Source organism: Pseudoduganella sp. UC29_71 (genome assembly GCF_042693265.1).
Taxonomy (GTDB): Bacteria; Pseudomonadota; Gammaproteobacteria; order Burkholderiales; family Burkholderiaceae_D; genus Rugamonas.
In genome coordinates this window covers 6,647,723-6,664,405 of record NZ_CP170549.1, presented here as the reverse complement: position 1 = coordinate 6,664,405, position 16,683 = coordinate 6,647,723, and the positions used below count along the sequence as shown (strand labels likewise).

The 16,683-nt window shown below is 64.4% G+C and carries 15 protein-coding genes; 1 reads left to right on the top strand and 14 read right to left on the bottom strand.

Going from position 1 to position 16,683, the window contains the following annotated elements; genetic code table 11:
- The first annotated feature begins 62 nt into the window (after window positions 1-62).
- The gene (locus tag ACFJI2_RS29770) at window positions 63-824 is read left to right on the top strand and encodes a substrate-binding periplasmic protein (RefSeq protein WP_377703044.1); all 762 of its coding nucleotides are present in this window, start codon (window positions 63-65) and stop codon (window positions 822-824) included.
- Here ACFJI2_RS29770 and ACFJI2_RS29765 read toward each other — a convergent pair.
- The 14 genes from ACFJI2_RS29765 to nudB form a co-directional block, all read right to left on the bottom strand.
- Entirely contained in the window at window positions 809-1,195 is a 387-nt protein-coding gene (locus tag ACFJI2_RS29765; RefSeq protein WP_377703043.1) for a hypothetical protein, read from the bottom strand. The genes ACFJI2_RS29770 and ACFJI2_RS29765 overlap by 16 nt on opposite strands.
- Window positions 1,196-1,312: 117 nt before the next feature.
- Window positions 1,313-2,851, bottom strand: a complete 1,539-nt coding sequence (locus tag ACFJI2_RS29760) for an MBL fold metallo-hydrolase (protein WP_377703042.1) — start codon at window positions 2,849-2,851, stop codon at window positions 1,313-1,315.
- Between the two features lie 20 nt (window positions 2,852-2,871).
- Window positions 2,872-4,821 carry a hypothetical protein gene (locus ACFJI2_RS29755; protein WP_377703041.1) on the bottom strand — a complete coding sequence of 650 codons (1,950 nt, stop codon included), beginning with the start codon at window positions 4,819-4,821 and terminating at the stop codon, window positions 2,872-2,874.
- 10 nt (window positions 4,822-4,831) lie between these two features.
- The gene (locus tag ACFJI2_RS29750; RefSeq protein WP_377703040.1) at window positions 4,832-5,842 is read right to left on the bottom strand and encodes a patatin-like phospholipase family protein; all 1,011 of its coding nucleotides are present in this window, start codon (window positions 5,840-5,842) and stop codon (window positions 4,832-4,834) included.
- A gap of 134 nt (window positions 5,843-5,976) precedes the next feature.
- Complete coding sequence (locus tag ACFJI2_RS29745) at window positions 5,977-6,756, bottom strand: enoyl-CoA hydratase (RefSeq protein WP_377703039.1); 780 nt, start codon at window positions 6,754-6,756, stop codon at window positions 5,977-5,979.
- Window positions 6,757-6,832: 76 nt separating this feature from the next.
- Window positions 6,833-8,029, bottom strand: a complete 1,197-nt coding sequence (locus ACFJI2_RS29740; RefSeq protein WP_377703038.1) for an acetyl-CoA C-acyltransferase — start codon at window positions 8,027-8,029, stop codon at window positions 6,833-6,835.
- 36 nt (window positions 8,030-8,065) lie between these two features.
- Window positions 8,066-8,563 (bottom strand): PaaI family thioesterase, encoded by a 498-nt coding sequence (locus tag ACFJI2_RS29735; protein WP_228894615.1) that lies wholly within the window; start codon window positions 8,561-8,563, stop codon window positions 8,066-8,068.
- 9 nt (window positions 8,564-8,572) lie between these two features.
- The gene (locus ACFJI2_RS29730) at window positions 8,573-10,972 is read right to left on the bottom strand and encodes a 3-hydroxyacyl-CoA dehydrogenase/enoyl-CoA hydratase family protein (RefSeq protein WP_377703037.1); all 2,400 of its coding nucleotides are present in this window, start codon (window positions 10,970-10,972) and stop codon (window positions 8,573-8,575) included.
- 17 nt (window positions 10,973-10,989) lie between these two features.
- Complete coding sequence (locus ACFJI2_RS29725) at window positions 10,990-12,780, bottom strand: acyl-CoA dehydrogenase C-terminal domain-containing protein (protein WP_107875649.1); 1,791 nt, start codon at window positions 12,778-12,780, stop codon at window positions 10,990-10,992.
- A 98-nt stretch (window positions 12,781-12,878) separates the two neighbouring features.
- Entirely contained in the window at window positions 12,879-13,466 is a 588-nt protein-coding gene (locus tag ACFJI2_RS29720) for a TetR/AcrR family transcriptional regulator (protein ID WP_107875647.1), read from the bottom strand.
- 257 nt (window positions 13,467-13,723) lie between these two features.
- Window positions 13,724-14,101: an RNA-binding S4 domain-containing protein gene (locus ACFJI2_RS29715; protein WP_377703036.1), complete on the bottom strand. Its 378-nt coding sequence runs from the start codon at window positions 14,099-14,101 to the stop codon at window positions 13,724-13,726.
- The gene (gene clsB / locus ACFJI2_RS29710) at window positions 14,101-15,264 is read right to left on the bottom strand and encodes a cardiolipin synthase ClsB (RefSeq protein WP_377703035.1); all 1,164 of its coding nucleotides are present in this window, start codon (window positions 15,262-15,264) and stop codon (window positions 14,101-14,103) included. Before clsB ends, ACFJI2_RS29715 begins: the two co-directional genes overlap by 1 nt.
- Window positions 15,265-15,270: 6 nt before the next feature.
- Entirely contained in the window at window positions 15,271-16,077 is an 807-nt protein-coding gene (locus ACFJI2_RS29705; protein ID WP_377703034.1) for an endonuclease/exonuclease/phosphatase family protein, read from the bottom strand.
- Window positions 16,078-16,175: 98 nt separating this feature from the next.
- Complete coding sequence (nudB, locus tag ACFJI2_RS29700) at window positions 16,176-16,643, bottom strand: dihydroneopterin triphosphate diphosphatase (protein WP_377703033.1); 468 nt, start codon at window positions 16,641-16,643, stop codon at window positions 16,176-16,178.
- Window positions 16,644-16,683: the final 40 nt, after the last annotated feature.

Genomic DNA, 16,683 nt, shown 5'->3' with positions numbered 1-16,683 from the left:
TTGCAAGCTTGACATTCCGAGCCGTTCTGGCACATTGGGACTTTTCGTCAAGCGGCACAAACATGAGCGGACGCACCTTATTGCTATCAGCGGCACTCTGGTCCCTGGCAGCACCCGGTTACGCCTGCACCCTGAAAACGGCACCGGAGCCCTGGCCTCCCTATATTTTCATCGATGAACGCGGCGGCGTGTCCGGCCTCGATGTCGAACTGGCACAAGCTATCTTGAAAGAAGCCGGCTGCACGCTGCAGGTGGAGATGGCGCTGCCGTCGCTGCGGCGGCAGATGGAATTCAGGCAGGGCAGGCTCGATCTGACGCTGGGCGCGTCGGACACGCCCGAGCGGCGCGGCTTCGCCCGTTTCAGCCTGCCCTACCGCAACGAGACGGTGGGCCTGTTCACCACGCCCGCCAACGCCGCGCGCTACCGCAGCCTGGACAGCTTCGACGCCATACTCAGGCAGCGCATCATGCTGCTCACGCCGCGCGGCGGCTGGTACGGCGACAGCTACGCCCGCGCGCAGCCGGAACTGGACGCGCTCGGCAAGCGCAGTCCCTTCGGCAGCTATGAGCAAGGCATGCGCATGTTCAAGGCAGGCCGGGCCGAAGTCATCATGGGCGACGCCGCCGCGCTGCGCCACGAGGCGGAACGCCAGCGCGTGCAGCTGGCCGCGCTGCCGTGGGTGCCCTTCCGCGCGCCGGCGCACCTGATGCTGAACGCCGCCAGCACCAGCCCGGCGGAACTGAACCGCATCAATGCGGCCATCGCGCGCCTGGAGCAGAGCGGCGCGCTGGCCGCCATCCGCGCGCGCTACGGCTTCAACTGACCGCTGCGGTGCTGGCGCCGGTAGCGGCGCTCGGCCTCGGTCAGGTGGCTCACCAGCAGGTGGGAAACGATGTTGATGCCGACCCCGGCGAACAGCGCCGGCACCAGGTACAGCGCCAGCGATACGCCGGAGGCGAACAGCTGGTCGTCCAGCAGCGACGGCGTGTGCGCGGTCAGCTCGGCCAGGCGCCGCAGCACCGCCACGTTCACGCCCGCCAGCACGATCAGGCTGATGCCGAAGCCGAAAATCGCCAGCCGCGACAAGGCGCGCTTCCACATCATGTAGCCGTAGATCGCTGCCGGCAGCAACAGCGACAGTACGATCAGCAGAAAAAAATCCAGCTCCACAAACACCGATTGACTCACCGCCATATGGCCTCCATGCCGCGTCTCCATCCCGCGCCGTTCAGGCGATTATAGACAAGCAGGCACGGATCGCTGTGTCCACAGCGGCGGCGAATGTAAGCAAAAGCTACCGGCGGCGCAGCCCTAGCGCAGGCTTATTTCAAACCAAAGCGCCTGCTCTTCCACGCTGGTCTTGAACTGCTTGCGCGCAGCGGGCGACAGCTCGGCCAGGCTGGCATCGCCGGGACGGGCCTCGTCGGCAACCAGCAGGCGGCCAAAGGTCTTCTCCCTCAACCGTTCAAGCAGGGGATTGAAGGGCATGCCCATCCAGCGGTTCTTTTGGGCTTCCGTTCTCGACACGGGAATGAAGGCGATCAGGTCTTCGCTCGTCATTTGCTCCAGCCCCTTGTCGCGCAGCGTCGCATTGTGGCTGCCATGGTGGCCCACCTTGTAGAACACGGTGCGCGCCAGCAGCTCGGGGCCGGTCACAACGCCGGCCCCGACCTTCCAGCGCAAGTCTTGCCATGACAGCCAGTTGCCGACCTGGGCGTCCGCCGGGAACAGCATCACTTCGCCGGTATCGATGAATTCGAAGGCCAGCACCAGGCAGGTATTGTTGGTGTGGCTGTCCAGGTTCAGCGCCAGCGTTTCCGCCGCTTGTGTCCAGTCTTCCTCGATCTTGCGCCAATCGTCGCCCGGCGCCTGCCATACGCCGGCAAACAGCTTGGCCAGTGCCGGCGAATGGCGCTGGCCCGCCCGCATGCCCCGCCGCAAGCCGGGGTCGAAGGGGCAATCGTCAAAACTGTCGCCGTCGCCGCCGCCTGGGCCGAGGCGCAGGAAGGCGGCATCGAGATTGCTTGCCAGCTGCAGCTCCGAAGCCAGCTCGTAGACTTCGCGCCCCTTCCTGGTCGGCGCGCTGCGCTTGATCATGCCCTCATCCGGCGGCGGCCCAAGGACATACACCCGCACATTGGGCGCGCCCGCCAGTGTGCGCGGGGCCTGCCTGGGCGACAGGTAGCGCGTTTTCACGTCCTGCTTGCCCTGCAGGTATTCGAAGGCCTCGCGCGTCTTGCCGATCCTGGGGCTCCCGGCGTCCACCTGCTCGCCTGCTGCGAGGCCGAAAAAGCCCAGCATACGCCCCAGCTCAGTACCGCGCGCCTTCATGCCGGGCGAAGGGGAATCCTTGAAGACCGCGACTGCGGTGGCAAGCGCGTTCAGCTTGGCGGCACGTTCGGCGCGCAGCCGCTGGCCCAGTTCATTGCGCGGGTCTTCGGTCCAGCCGTACCAGACTTCGCCGATGTCCATCGAGGCGAACACGTCGCGCGCCTGCGAGGAATGGAAGCCGGAGACATGGTCCCAGTGTTCGTGCGTCATCACCACCACGTCGAGCCGGCCATTGCAGGCTGCGCGGATGTCGTTCGCCACGTCCAGCATCTTGTCTTTCGGCCTGTCGGCGACCGTGATCAGGCCGCAATCGATCAGCACATTGAACGTCTCGCCGCCGTCCTCCCCGGCGAAGCGCAGCAGCATGCAGTCGCCCAGGCCATGGCGGTACAGGCGGATGCGTACCCGGGCACTGGCGGCGGCCTGCTTGCCCGAGCTTGCGGCAGCGGCGGCTTGCCCGAGCGGCGCGCCGGGGCGCGACTTGGCCCGCGCAGCCAGTGGAACAGTAGGTGAATTCATGGCAGCACCTTAGTGGTTTCTTAGTGGTTTGAGTGAAGCATGCAGAAAGGCTCGGCGCTATCGGCTTCCGTGTTGAAGTATGTCGAGCGCAGGGCAACGCCGGTGTCGTAGCGCATGCTGCGGTGCGCGCGCACCACGGCGAGGCGCTTGTCATCAATCAGCGGACGCTTGATCGCGTAGCGCAAAGTCGGGATGACGCCGCCGCTATCCTGGACGTCGCCTTCCAGGTCGAACACCAGGGTGCAGCCGCCCGGGAAGTCGAAACTGCCCATGGCCTTATTGTCCAGGTTCGCCGGCAGCTTGCGCCGGCGCTGGGTGATCGAGATGATCAGCTGCTTGAGGATGTCGCCGTCGGGCATGACGCGCAGGGTGGGCTGCACCGCGTGGACTTCGAAGCTTGGCAGGCCATCGCGGTCATAGTGCAGTCCCTCCACTTTGCCGTTGCGGCGCAGTTCCAGCCCCGTCACGCGCATGAATTCCATGCACCGCACAGTATCGCTGGACTTCATCATGTCCTCGATGTAGGCATGCGCGCGGATGCGTGCCCGCCACAGCGTTTCATACACCTTGCTGCGCTTGCGCTGGTACAGGGAATCCTGCACCAGGCCGCTCAGTTCCAGGGCCAGCGCCGTGAGCACGCTGGTCGGATCGGGACTGCCATCGGCCAGTTCGATGCGGGCGTAAGGCCAGCGCAGCTGCTCCTCCGACAGGGTCTTCAAGCCGTCGGGCAGAATGCCCCAGCGGCGGAACGATTCGATCAGCGCAACACGGTAGCCATGGCGGTCATTCGGCACCATGTCGTAGTCGGCCGTGACCAGGGCGCGCAGGTAGTCGCCAAAGGTGATGTCGAATGGCGGGCAGTAATCCAGCGCGCGGATCGCCATGTGCAGGAAATGGCGCGCGGTCTTGGTTGCCACCGACGCCAGTTCGTCGACCAGCACCGGATGCAGGGCGCCGTCGGGCAGCTTGCCGGTGCCCGAGCTGGCCAGGCACACGATGCCGACGCTGCGCAACTTGTACATTTCGAGGAAGGCCGAGAACATGGCCGCCACCAGGATGGAGCCGCGTTCATGGGGTTCCAGTGCCTGCGCCAGGCGCGCCGGATCGGGCTGCACCGGCTGCCACGCGCCTTTGTCGTCCGTGTCCCCGATGGCGCTGCGCAAGGCGCCATAGCGGCCGGTGGCGACACCGAATTCGTGGGCCAGCTCGCTGAGCAGCGACTGCGCTTCCAGGTTGCCGCGCGTGCGGGAAATCTGGTGCTTGAGCACCTCCGGGAACGTGAAGTGCTGGAACAGGGCGACCAGGTCGGCAAAGGCCTCGTGGAAAGCCAGCGTATCGGGATGGTTGTCGCCGATATAGCGGCGGTGCATGCCATCGAGCAGCGCGTGCGTGGTTTCGTGCGTAACGATGTCCTGCGACAGGCAGGAAAACACCATCCCGTTCGGGCCCTGGAAATAGCCGAACAGCAGCGCCTTCTTCTGCGGGCTGTAATAGGCGTTGGCAGCGCGCAGCGCGTGCGGATAGATGCGCAGGGTTTGCACGAATTCCTCGCGCTTGCTGGCGTCCTCGCGCGACGACCATTGCACCTGGCGCCCCAGCGCCTTTTCGAAATTGCAGATGGTGTTCATCGCTACCGCGTACACCATCTGCTGGTGGAATTGCGGATTGCCCTCGGATGGCGGGTGGCCGTCCTGCGCCAGCAAGTTCGGGTCGTTGAGGTCCACCGGCTCGTACCAGCAATCGCTGGCCGGATCAAAGTCGATCACTTCCAGGTATTCCCCGCGCGGGCCTGGCTGCAATTCGCTTTCCCACGGGATGTTGAAAATGCGCTGGTTGATGGCGGCGGTATCCAGCTTGAGCGACAGGCTGGGATCGAAAGCGTAGCCGCGCAGGCGGCGGAAAGGCGGCCGCTTGGTGCCCTGTTCTATCGCCTTCTGGCTGTAGTCCTGGCTGCTGGTCGATGAATACATGGCGTCCCTCCTATTGTGCGAGTTCCGGCGCCCAGCGCCCGATACGGGCCGCCACCAGCGCCGCGCCATGGCGCGCCAGCACGGCGCGCTCGGCATCCCTGAGCGCCCTCAGGCCGGTGTCGATGGATGAGGCAAACACCGCGTCGCCCGGCACCTGCTCGCCGTCGTGGCTGTCGATGGAGAACCACATCGGCTTCGGCCCGGCCATGGCTTTATAGCGGTGCTCCATGCGGTCGAACTGCAGGCCCCGGATCTGCTCCATCATGATGTCGAGGCCTTCCTTCAGCACCAGCGCCCCCGATTCGGTCGGCTCGCTCTTGATCGAATACGGCTTGCCGCCGTCGCTGACCAGCAGGTAATCGAGCTGGTTCAACGCCGCCAGGCCGGGATTGACGCCGAGGTTGTCGTACAGGCCGCCATCGCTGAGCGTGACATAGTCGCACTGGGCCGCATGCTTGTAGACCTTTTCGTCCAGCCGCAGCGGCGGAAAAACGGGCGGAAAGGCCGACGATGCGGCGACCGCGCGCGCGATCGGGAAATTGGCGGCCTCGACAAAGCCCAGCTCATAATCGCCCAGCTCGCTCTTGCCCTTGCCGCCGGCAATGAAGGAGAACATATTGCCGGTGGCGAGATTGGTGCTGTTCAGGTAGATGCGCGGGCCTTCCGACAGGTCGCCCAGCTTTTTGCCATGGAACAGGTCGCGCTCGTAGGTATCGGCCAGCTTGTCGAGCCGCGAATGGAAGGGGTCCAGCGCGCCGCCTATGACCAAGCCGGCCGCGATCGAGCGCGTGGCGAGGTAGCGGTCCAGCTTCTCGAGCACTTGAGGGTCGCGCCAGTTCAGGGCGAGAAAGGCGCCGGCGATGCTGCCGCCGCTGACGCAGGAAATCAGGTCTACCTTATCCAGCAGCTTGCGGGACTGCAGTTCGGTCAGCACGCCCAAATGAAAAGCGGCAGCTCGAAAGCCGCCGCCGGACAAGGTCAAGCCGATGCGCTTGCCGGCGCCATTGATCGAGATTGCCATGGGACACCTCCGTAGGAAAGTGCTGGCCCAAGGCGTAAGGAAACATCCATTACGTTAGGGCGATTCATACAGAGTAGGCAAAAAAAAGGCCGGGAAATACGCAAATTGTCACTTCCCGGCCGGCTTGGCTCCACTTAGTTGAACTGGCTGAAGTCCGGCTTGCGCTTTTCAAAGAAGGCGGTGAAGGCTTCCTTGGCTTCCGGCGCCAGCAGCATCTGGCCGAACAGCTGGCCTTCGGTTTCGATCACGGCCTGCACTTCGCTGGCGCGGCCGGCCTTCATCAGGCGCTTGGTGTTGCGCACGGAGGTGGCGGGCAGCGCGGCCAGCTTGGCGGCCTGGCCTTGCGCGTAAGCCAGCACCTCGGCGGCCGGCAGCACTTTCGACACGATGCCCATGTCGTACGCTTCCTGTGCCAGGAAAGGCTCGCCCAGCATCAGCTTCTCGGCCGCGCGCGCGTGGCCGGCGGCCTGCGTCATCAGCAGGCTGGAACCGAACTCCGGGCACAGGCCGAGCTGCGCGAACGGCACCGAGAACTTGGCGCTGTCGGCCGCGTACACCAGGTCGCAGTGCATCAGCAAGGTGGTGCCGATGCCGATGGCCGCGCCGGACACCGCCGCCACCACGGGCTTGCTGGTGCCGCTCAGCGCGCGCATGAACTGGAACACGGGACGCTCGGTGAAGGCGGCGCCGTCGGCCGGCTTGGCGGTCTTCAGGAAGTCGTCCAGGTCGTTCCCGGCGGTGAAGATCTCCGGCTTGCCGGTGATGAGGATGGCGCGCACCGAGGCGTCCTGCTCGGCGTCCTTGATGGCGTCGGCCATGGCCTGGTACATCACGGTGGTGATGGCGTTCTTGCGCTCCAGGCGGTTGAATTCGATGGTGAGGATGCCGTTGGCTTTGCTGCTCAGAATATCCATGAAGGGGTCTCCGTTTTAATATGAAAAAAGGCGCCGGGGTTGTGCCGCGGCGCCTTCAGTTAGTATGCAGCGATGCTTATACGCGTTCGATGATACCAGCCGCGCCCATGCCTGCGCCTACGCACATGGTGACCATGCCGTATTTGAGGCTGTTGCGGCGCAGCGCGTGCACCACGGTGGCGGCGCGGATAGCGCCGGTGGCGCCCAGCGGGTGGCCCAGGGCGATTGCGCCGCCCATCGGGTTGACCTTGGAGGTGTCCAGGTCCAGGTCGCGGATCACAGCCAGTGCTTGCGCTGCGAACGCTTCGTTCAGTTCGATCCAGTCCAGCTGGTCCTGGGTGATGCCGGCCGCTTTCAGGGCGGCAGGGATCGCCACTTTAGGGCCGATGCCCATGATTTCCGGCGGCACGCCGCGCACGGCGAACGAGGAGAACTTGGCCAGCGGGGTCAGGTTGTGCTCGCGCAGGATTTTTTCCGACACCACGATCAGCGCGCCGGCGCCGTCGGACATCTGCGACGAAGTGGCGGCGGTGACGGTGCCCTTGGCGGCGAAGACCGGCTTCAGCTTGCCCATGGTTTCCATGCTGGCGTCGGCGCGCGCGCCTTCGTCCTTGTCCACCACGCGCTTGGAGACCTTGATCTCGCCGGTGCGCAGGTCCGGGGTGCGGGTGATGATTTCAACCGGGGTGGTTTCGTCCTTGAAGAAACCGGCTTCCTGCGCGGCGATGGCCTTGCGGTGCGATTCCACGCCGAACGCGTCCTGGTCTTCGCGCGAGATCTTCCACTGCTGCGCCACTTTCTCGGCGGTCAGGCCCATGCCGTACGCCAGGCCGATGTTCTCGTCCTTGAAGGTGTCCATGTTGATCGACGGGTGGTGGCCCATCATCGGCACCATGGACATCGATTCCACGCCGCCGGCGATCATCACGTCGGCTTCGCCCACGCGGATGCGGTCGGCCGCCATGGCCAGGGCGGTGATGCCCGAGGCGCAGTAGCGGTTCACGGTGACGCCGCCCACGGTGTTCGGCAGGCCCGCCAGCACCACGGAGTTACGGGCGATGTTGAAGCCCTGCTCGGCTTCCGGGAAGGAGCAGCCGATGATGGCGTCGACGATCAGCGCCGGGTCCAGGCCGGGCACGGCGGCCATGGCGCCCTTGATGGCGGCGACCAGCAGGTCGTCCGGGCGGGTCTTGTTGAACATGCCGCGCGGCGCCTTGCCGATCGGGGTGCGGGTCGCTGCGACGATGTATGCGTCTTGAAGTTGTTTGCTCATTTTCTGCTTTCGAATATTGTGTGATCGATTAGCCGTCTATCGTTTAGCCGAGAGATACCAGTCCACCTGTACTTGCGCCGCCAGCGTGCCGTGCTCGTCGTGGATGTCCACATCCACCGGGAAGGCCACCTTGCCGTCCGCCGCCAGCTGCGCCTTGAGCGCGGCCAGGTCGCCGGGCACGCGGCCGCTGGCGCGCGTGGCGCCCTTGGCCAGCTTCTGGTACTGGATGCGCGACTCCTTGGCCACCGGCCGCATGTCCGCAATCAGCTCGGCGAAGCCGCCCGCCATGGCCGCGCCGGAAGCCGTTTCGGCCAGCGTGAACAGGGCGCCGGCGTGCGGCGTGCCGAGGTGGTTGTGCAGCTTCGCGTCGTCCGGCATGGACACCTCGGAGGTGCCGCTGCCGATGCTGTCGATGCGGATGCCGAGCAGCCGCACCATCGGCAGGGTATCCATCATTTGCTGCTTGATGCGGTCATAAACCATGCTCGGTTTCACTTTCAACAGGACTTTGAAGGCCAGTGACAGGAAGGACATCGGGGCTGCTTAGTTGCGCACCGGCTTACCGGTTTGCAGCATGCCCATGATGCGCTCTTGCGACTTCGGATGGTTCAGCAGCTCCAGGAAAGCCTTGCGTTCCATGTCCAGCAGCCACTGCTCGCTCACCACGCTGCCCTGGTCGATATCGCCGCCGGAGACGATTTCAGCAATCATGTCGCCCAGCTTGAAGTCGTGCGCGGAGATGAAGCCGCCGTCGCGCATGTTCACCAGCTGGCCCTTGATGGTGGCCCAGCCGTAGCGGCCGGTCACGGTCACCGGACGCTGGATAGGTGCGCGGTAGCCCGCGTCGAACATGGCGCGCGCGGTCACCTTGGCCACGTGCAGCAGTTCGTACGGGTTGAACACGATCACGTCGTCTTCCTTCAGGTAGCCCATGGCCTTCGCTTCCAGCGCGGACTTCGATACCTGCGCGGTGGCGGCGTTGGTGAAGCCGGTCTTCAGGAATTGCAGAATGTCGTTGCCCTTGGCTTCCTTGAAGGCGCGTACCGCCGCCTCTTTCAGGCCGCCGCCGGCAGGAATCAGGCCCACGCCCACTTCCACCAGGCCGATGTAGGACTCGATCGAGGCCACGCGCTTCGATGCGTGCAGCGCCATTTCGCAGCCGCCGCCCAGAGCCAGGCCCGCCACTGCAGCCACTACCGGCACGTTGGAGTACTTCATGGCCTGGAAAGTGTCCTGCAGTTCCTTGATGATAGGGTCCACTGCCTTGGCGCCGCCCTGCATGAACGCAGGCAGTGCCGATTGCAGGTCGGCGCCGGCCGAGAACGCGCCGCCGTCGGCCGCGTCCGCGCTCCAGATCACCAGGCCCTTGAAGTTCTTGCCGGCTTCTTCCAGGCCCATTTTCAGGCCCTTGATCACGCCGTCGCCGATCACGTGCATCTTGGTCTTGAGCGAGATCACCAGCACTTCGTCGCCGGAGTGCCACAGGCGCACCGAGTCGTCCTCGAACACGGTGGTGCCGGCCTTGGTGCCGTCGATGGCGCCGCTGCCGAACAGGCCGGCGCGGAATTCCTGGCGCTTGTACACGTCCAGCGTCGAGCGCGGCACGTAGCCGTTCGATGCTGCCGAGTAGGAGCCTTCAGGGGTGTGCACACCCTTCTCCGCCACCTGGCCTTCGAATACCCATGCCGGCAGCGGTTCGCTGCACAGTGCCTGGCCGGCGTCGATGTCGGCTTTCACCCACTCGGCGATCTGCGACCAGCCTGCGGCTTGCCAGGTTTCGAACGGGCCGGATTTCCAGCCGAAGCCCCAGCGCAGCGCGAAGTCGATGTCGCGCGCGTTGTCGGCGATGTCCTTCATGTGCACGGCGATGTAGTGGAACATGTCGCGGAAGATCGCCCACAGGAACTGGCCTTGCGGGTTGGTCGATTCGCGCAGCGCCTTCATCTTCTTGACCGGGTCCTTTTCCTTCAGGATGCGGGCGATGATGTCGGCAGCCTTGGCGCCGCCTGCCACGTATTCGCCGGTGGCGAAGTCCAGGCGCATGATGTCCTTGCCGACCTTCTTGTAGAAGCCGGCGCCGGTTTTGGAACCCAGCGTGCCTTTTTCCACCAGCTTGCTCAGTACTTCAGGCGTCTTGTAGATAGTGGCAAACGGATCGTTCGGCAGGTAGTCCTGCATGGTCTTGATCACGTGACCCATGGTGTCCAGGCCCACCACGTCCGCGGTGCGGAAGGTGCCGGAACTGGCGCGGCCCAGCTTGGAGCCGGTCAGGTCGTCCACCACGTCCACGGTCAGGCCGAATTTTTCGGCTTCGTGGATGGTAGCCATCATGCCGAACACGCCCACGCGGTTGGCGATGAAGTTAGGCGTGTCCTTGGCGCGTACCACGCCCTTGCCCAGGGCCGAGGTCAGGAAGGTTTCCAGCTGGTCCAGGATTTCCGGCTTGGTGTCGGTGGTCGGGATCAGTTCCACCAGGTGCATATAGCGCGGCGGATTGAAGAAGTGCACGCCGCAGAAGCGCGCCTTCAGGTCCGCGTCGAAGCCTTCGGCCAGCTTGTTGATCGACAGGCCCGAGGTGTTGGAGGCGAAGATGGTGTTGGCGGCGATGTGCGGCGCGACCTTCTTGTACAGATCGTGCTTCCAGTCCATGCGCTCGGCGATGGCTTCGATGATCAGGTCGCAGCCGGCCAGCAGGTCCAGGTTGTCTTCGTAGTTGGCCACCTGGATCAGTTCCGCGTCGGCCTTGTCGCCGAACGGCGCCGGCGACATCTTCTTCAGGTTCTCGATGGCGCGCAGGACGATGCCATTTTTAGGCGTTCCCTCTTTTCCAGGCAGGTCGAACAGCACCACAGGCACTTTGGCGTTGACGCAGTGGGCGGCGATCTGCGCGCCCATGACGCCGGCGCCCAGCACGGCTACTTTTTTAACGGTGAAATTGGTCATATCGGTCCTCTAAGCTCTTAGAACAGGTCGGCGTCGAGCGCCATCAGGCTGGCGGCGCCGGAGCGCGCCTGGCGGATCAGGGTTGCCGTTTCCGGCTGCAGGCGGGCGAAGTAGAAGCGCGCCGTGGCCAGCTTGGCTTTGTAGAAGTTGTCGCCGGAGTCCTGCTTTTCCAGCGCGATCTTGGCCATCTGCGCGAAGAAGTAGCTGTACACCAGGTGGCCCACCACGCGCAGGTAAGGCACGGCGGCCGCGCCCACTTCGTCCTGGTTCTGGAAGGCCTTCATGCCGATTTCCATGGTCAGCTTGCCGACTTTTTCGCCCAGGTCGCCCAGCGGGGTGATGAACTCGGACATCGCTTCATCGGTGCCGTTTTCTTCCACGAAGGCGCGGATCTTGTCGCCGAACTTGCGCAGCTTGGCGCCGTTGTCCATCAGGATCTTGCGGCCCAGCAGGTCCAGCGACTGGATGGTGTTGGTGCCTTCGTAGATCAGGTTGATGCGCGCGTCGCGCACGTACTGCTCCATGCCCCACTCGGAGATGTAGCCGTGGCCGCCGTACACCTGCATCGCTTCCGAAGTGGCGATCCAGCCGTTGTCGGTGATGAAGGCCTTGACGATAGGGGTCAGCAGCGCCACTTCGTCGGCGCACTCCTTGCGCACTTCCTCGTCAGGGTGGTTCAGTTCGCGGTCGATCTGCAGCGCGATGTAGGAGGTGAAGGCGCGCGCGCCTTCGGCGTAGGCCTTGGCGGTGAGCAGCATGCGGCGCACGTCCGGGTGCACGATGATAGGGTCGGCGGCCTTGTCCGGTGCCTTGACGCCCGACAGGGAGCGCATCTGGATGCGGTCCTTGGCGTAGGTCAGCGCGTTCTGGTAGGCGATCTCGGTCAGGCCCAGCGACTGCATGCCCACGCCCAGGCGGGCCGCGTTCATGAACACGAACATGGCGTTCAGGCCCTTGTTCGGCTGGCCGATGATCCAGCCCTTGGCGCCGTCCAGGTTCATCTGGCAGGTGGAGTTGCCGTGGATGCCCATCTTCTCTTCGATGGCGCCGCAGGTGATCGGGTTGCGCGCGCCGACGGTGCCGTCCGCGTTCGGCAGGAACTTCGGCACCAGGAACAGCGAGATGCCCTTCGAGCCTTCCGGCGCGTCCGGCACGCGGGCCAGCACCAGGTGCAGGATGTTGTCGGACATGTCGTGCTCGCCGGCCGAGATGAAGATCTTGTTGCCGGTGATGGTCCAGGAACCGTCCGCCTCGGGGATGGCTTTCGAGCGCAGCAGGCCCAGATCGGTGCCGCAGTGCGGCTCGGTCAGGCACATGGTGCCGGTCCATTCGCCGGAGACCAGCTTGGGCAGGTACAGGCGCTTCTGTTCGTCGGTGCCGTGTTCCTTCAGGCACTCGTAGGCGCCGTGCGACAGGCCGGGGTACATGGTCCAGGCCTGGTTCGACGAGTTCAGCATCTCGTAGAAGGAGTTGTTCAGCACGACCGGCAGGCCCTGGCCGCCGAATTCCGGATCGCAGGCCAGCGCGGCCCAGCCGCCTTCAACGTACTGCTTGTAGGCTTCCTTGAAGCCTTTGGGAGTGGTCACGGTCTTGTTGACCGGATCATGGGTGCAGCCTTCGCGGTCGCCCGAGTGGTTCAGCGGGAACAGCACTTCCGAGGTGAACTTCGCGCCTTCGTCGAGCACGGCGTTGATGATGTCGGCGTCGGTTTCCGCGTGGGCCGGCAGTTCTTTCAGCTGCTCTTCAACCTTCAAGAACTCGTGCAGCACGAATTGCATGTCCCGGATTGGTGCGACGTATTGACCCATGATTTTCTCCTGATGGCGCAAACTAAAAAGTAAGCTAAATTAGTAAAAGCGCTGCGGCGGACCGCGGCTGCTCGTGCATTCCTCGCACCCAGCCTGGGCTAGGTGCGGTAGTTTTCAATCAAGCGGTTGAAGCCGATGCGCGCCCGTTCCACGCTGCCCGGCGTGCGCAGGAAGCGCGCGTCGTGATGCACCGCCAGGATCAGGCCGTACATCTCGTACACCAGCTGCTGCGCGTCGGTATCCTGCTTCAGGTCGCCCGTGTCGATGGCTTGCTGCACACTGCGCAACAGCGCGCTCTGCCAGGCAGTCACCATGCCCACCAGTTCCTCGCGGATCGGGCCGGGGCGGTCGTCGTATTCGACGGCGCCGCTGATGTAGATGCAGCCCGAGGCGATCTCCTCGCTCACGCGCGAGATCCAGCGCGCAAACATCGCGCGCAGACGCGGCAGGCCGCGCGGCTCCTTGATGCTGGGGAAGAACACTTCCTGCTCGAAACGGTGGTGATACAGTTTCAGCACTTCCAGCTGCAAGTCCTCGCGCGAACCGAAGTGGGCGAACACGCCCGACTTGCTCATGTTCATCTTGTCCGCAAGCAAGCCGATCGTCAGGCCTTCCAGACCGTCCCGGCTGGCCAGCTCCAGCGCCATATCCAGGATGGCTGCGCGGGTCAGTTCGCCCTTGCGCATAAATTTGATTGAAGTATTAATAGTTGCCACTCAAAGTAGTAATCCAGTCAGGGGAGTTCTATTTTCTCCCACCTGGATTTTCTTCGTGTGAAAAGAATTGCGAACGCTCGTACTATTATCCACGCAAGGGTAAATGTCAAACGCCTTCGTTAGAGGCGGCGTTCTATTGATGCAGTGCAGCACGAAAAATGGGGTCAGGGTTAATATTCCGCTGTGCGGAAAACTAACCCTGACCCCATTTCCGGGCCTGTTTGGGATTATTCGTCGTGGAAACGGCCCAGTTGGCGGCGGTCGCGCTTGGTGGGGCGGCCTTTGAGGTCGGCGCCGGGTTCGTGGAACAGTTTGCGGCGTTCGTGCTCCGCAGCGCGGCGCGCCACGCTGCCCTCGGTTTCCTGGTACAGCAGGCGCGCCACGGGGGCGCCGCCGCGCTTGTCTGAAATCCCCAACACCCGCACTTCCCATTCGTCCGAGCCGTTGTCGATGGCCAGCTTGTCGCCCACCCGCACCGCGCGCGCGGGCTTGATGCGCCCGCCGTCCAGTTTCACTTTGCCGGTCTCGACCGCGTCGGAGGCCAGCGAACGGGTCTTGAAGAAGCGGGCCGCCCACAGCCATTTGTCGATGCGTACAGTGTCCATCAAGCGTATTTTCCTACGGCAAAAATTCTCATCAGCAGTTTGTAGAAGACGAAAGCCACTTCGTAGCCGATGCGGCGCACCCGGCCCACGTGGGCGAAGTCTTCGGCGTGGATCACCACGCCGTCGGCGATGCCGCGCTCGATGTGCTCGCGCAGGCTGCGCGCGAAGTCGGCGTCCTTGATGACCACGTTCGCTTCCTGGTTCAGGAACAGGCTCAGGCCGTCCACATTGCTGGAGCCGACCGTGGCCCAGTCGTCGTCGATGACGGCCACCTTGGCGTGCAGCTGGGTCTTGCGGTACTCCACCACCTTGACGCCGGCCGCCAGCAGCTTGGGGTAGAAGGAATGGGCCACCGCGTCCTGCAGCCAGATTTCGCCCACGCCGATCAGCAGCACCACTTCCACGCCGCGCTGGGCGGCGCGCGCCAGCGCGTGGCGGAATTTGCGGCCGGGGGCGAAATACGGGTTGGCAATCAGCACGCTCTTGCGCGCGCGGCCCAGCGCCTGCAGGTAGGCGCGCTGGATGGTGGCGCGGTTGCGCAGGTTGTCGCGCACCACGAAGCCGGCTTGCACCGTGCTCTGGCGCGCGATCTTGTTGACCCTGCGCATTTCATTGAACAGGCCGATGCGCTTGATGATGCTCATCTTGCCCAGGCGCTGCCACTGCGTCTGCGCTTCCTGCTGGATGGACGCCACCAGCGGGCCGCGCACGGCCACCGCGAAGTCCCAGCGCGGCGCGGCCAGGCACACGTCCGGCTTGGTGTCGCAGAACATGTCGTCGTTGATGTTGATGCCGCCCACGAAGGCGATTTCGCGGTCCACCACGCAGATCTTGCGGTGCGTGCGCGTGACGCCGCGCCGGAACCAGGGATTGAAGATGCGGTGTTCGACGCCGGCCGCCAGCAGCTGCTCGTGCATGCGGCTGACCTGGCGGTGGCCGGTGCCGAACCAGTCGGTGATCATGCGCACTGCCACGCCGCGTTCGGCGGCCCGCACCAGCGCGCCCAGCACGGACTGGCCGGTCTGGTCGCCGGCGAAGATGTAGGTTTCAAAATAGATCTCGTACTGCGCCGCGTCGATCGCTTCCCGCAGGGCCGGGAAGTAGTCGGTACCGCAATGCAGGAGCTTGACTTCGTTGTCGGCGATGAAATTGACTGAGCGCATACGGCGTCAGTTTAACCCCAGTGTCGCCACGATGGGAGAGTGGTCCGACAATCGTGCCCACTCGGGGCCGTGCAGCACCTGCGCGGCCTCGACGCTGAAGCCGCGCACATAGATGCGGTCCAGCCGGAACACGGGCAAGGCGGCCGGGAAGGTGCGGGCCGGATGCAGGGCCGCCTTGCGCCGCGCCAGAGTACGGACCAGGTCGCCCAGCGCGGAGGGCGGGCGGATCTCATCGAAGACCTCGACCACTCCCAGTGCCTTGCGCAGTGTGGCGCTCAGGGTGTTGCGCCAGTCGTTGAAATCGCCGGCGATGATGACCGGCTCGTTGTCGGGTGCGGTTTCCTTGACCGCGTCGATCAGCGCCTGCGTCTGGCGCGTGCGGCCCGCCTCGAACAGGCCCAGGTGCACCACATAGCAGTGCACCGGCGTCTCCGGCGTGTCGATAATGCAGTGCAGGATGCCGCGCGCCTCGTAGGCGTGGTCCGAGATGTCGGTATTGGTCCACTTGGCGATGGGGAAGTTGCTCAGCAGCGCGTTGCCGTGGTGGCCGTGGTCGTATTTGGCGTTCATGCCGTACACGGAGTGGCGGCCGTCGCCGAAGAACTCGTGCTGCGCCGTGGTGGGCCAGTGGCGGTGGCCATTGGTCTCTTCCCCGAACTTCTCGGCAATGCGGTCGTGCTTGCCCTGCACTTCCTGCAGGAACACCACGTCCGCGTCGAACTTGCCGATGGCCTGCTTGAGCGCATGTACGCGCGGCTGGCTGCGGTAAGACATGCCCTTGTGGATGTTATAGGTGGCGACTCGGATTTTCATGGGAATGATTCTACTCCCAACAGTCCGCTTGCCGCACGGCTATTGTGCGGTAGCGACTATGTGCGGTATGGTACAGACGCCCCGGCGCGCCGGACGGCTCAGGCGCCGCGCAGCGAGGCGAGCTGGCGCGGCAGCTGCAGGATGGCTTCGGCGTTGGAGGAGGAGAAACACTGGTCGGCCGCTTCCAGGTAGGGCAGCCACACGTATTGCGTGTGCTCGCGCGGGCTGAGCAGGATGGGGATGTCGCGCGGCACTTCCACGCTGAACACGTGCTCGGTGTTTTGCGTCACGCCGGGGGCGTAGCGGTGGCGCCAGACGGGGTAGATTTCGTAGATGTTGGACAGCTGCCAGTCGCGCAGCACGATGGTCTCGCCGTCGGCGACGATGCCGGTTTCCTCGAACAGCTCGCGCGTGGCGGTGGTGAGCAGCGGCTCGTCCGGCGCGTCCAGCGAGCCGGTGACGGATTGCCAGAAGCCGGGATTGCCGGCCCGCTCGATCAGCAGCACTTGCAGGTCGGCCGTGTGGATCACCACCAGCACCGACTCGGGTATCTTGTATGGCTTCATAGTGACGATAAAAGAAAAGGCGCCGCGGCGCCTTTTCCAT

What these genes read in the sequence shown, in the direction of transcription:
- ACFJI2_RS29770 (WP_377703044.1), top strand. Translation starts at nt 63, where the DNA reads ATGAGCGGACGCACCTTATTGCTATCAGCGGCACTCTGGTCCCTGGCA.
- ACFJI2_RS29765 (WP_377703043.1), bottom strand. Translation starts at nt 1,195, where the DNA reads ATGGCGGTGAGTCAATCGGTGTTTGTGGAGCTGGATTTTTTTCTGCTG.
- ACFJI2_RS29760 (WP_377703042.1), bottom strand. Translation starts at nt 2,851, where the DNA reads ATGAATTCACCTACTGTTCCACTGGCTGCGCGGGCCAAGTCGCGCCCC.
- ACFJI2_RS29755 (WP_377703041.1), bottom strand. Translation starts at nt 4,821, where the DNA reads ATGTATTCATCGACCAGCAGCCAGGACTACAGCCAGAAGGCGATAGAA.
- ACFJI2_RS29750 (WP_377703040.1), bottom strand. Translation starts at nt 5,842, where the DNA reads ATGGCAATCTCGATCAATGGCGCCGGCAAGCGCATCGGCTTGACCTTG.
- ACFJI2_RS29745 (WP_377703039.1), bottom strand. Translation starts at nt 6,756, where the DNA reads ATGGATATTCTGAGCAGCAAAGCCAACGGCATCCTCACCATCGAATTC.
- ACFJI2_RS29740 (WP_377703038.1), bottom strand. Translation starts at nt 8,029, where the DNA reads ATGAGCAAACAACTTCAAGACGCATACATCGTCGCAGCGACCCGCACC.
- ACFJI2_RS29735 (WP_228894615.1), bottom strand. Translation starts at nt 8,563, where the DNA reads ATGTCCTTCCTGTCACTGGCCTTCAAAGTCCTGTTGAAAGTGAAACCG.
- ACFJI2_RS29730 (WP_377703037.1), bottom strand. Translation starts at nt 10,972, where the DNA reads ATGACCAATTTCACCGTTAAAAAAGTAGCCGTGCTGGGCGCCGGCGTC.
- ACFJI2_RS29725 (WP_107875649.1), bottom strand. Translation starts at nt 12,780, where the DNA reads ATGGGTCAATACGTCGCACCAATCCGGGACATGCAATTCGTGCTGCAC.
- ACFJI2_RS29720 (WP_107875647.1), bottom strand. Translation starts at nt 13,466, where the DNA reads ATGCGCAAGGGCGAACTGACCCGCGCAGCCATCCTGGATATGGCGCTG.
- ACFJI2_RS29715 (WP_377703036.1), bottom strand. Translation starts at nt 14,101, where the DNA reads ATGGACACTGTACGCATCGACAAATGGCTGTGGGCGGCCCGCTTCTTC.
- clsB (WP_377703035.1), bottom strand. Translation starts at nt 15,264, where the DNA reads ATGCGCTCAGTCAATTTCATCGCCGACAACGAAGTCAAGCTCCTGCAT.
- ACFJI2_RS29705 (WP_377703034.1), bottom strand. Translation starts at nt 16,077, where the DNA reads ATGAAAATCCGAGTCGCCACCTATAACATCCACAAGGGCATGTCTTAC.
- nudB (WP_377703033.1), bottom strand. Translation starts at nt 16,643, where the DNA reads ATGAAGCCATACAAGATACCCGAGTCGGTGCTGGTGGTGATCCACACG.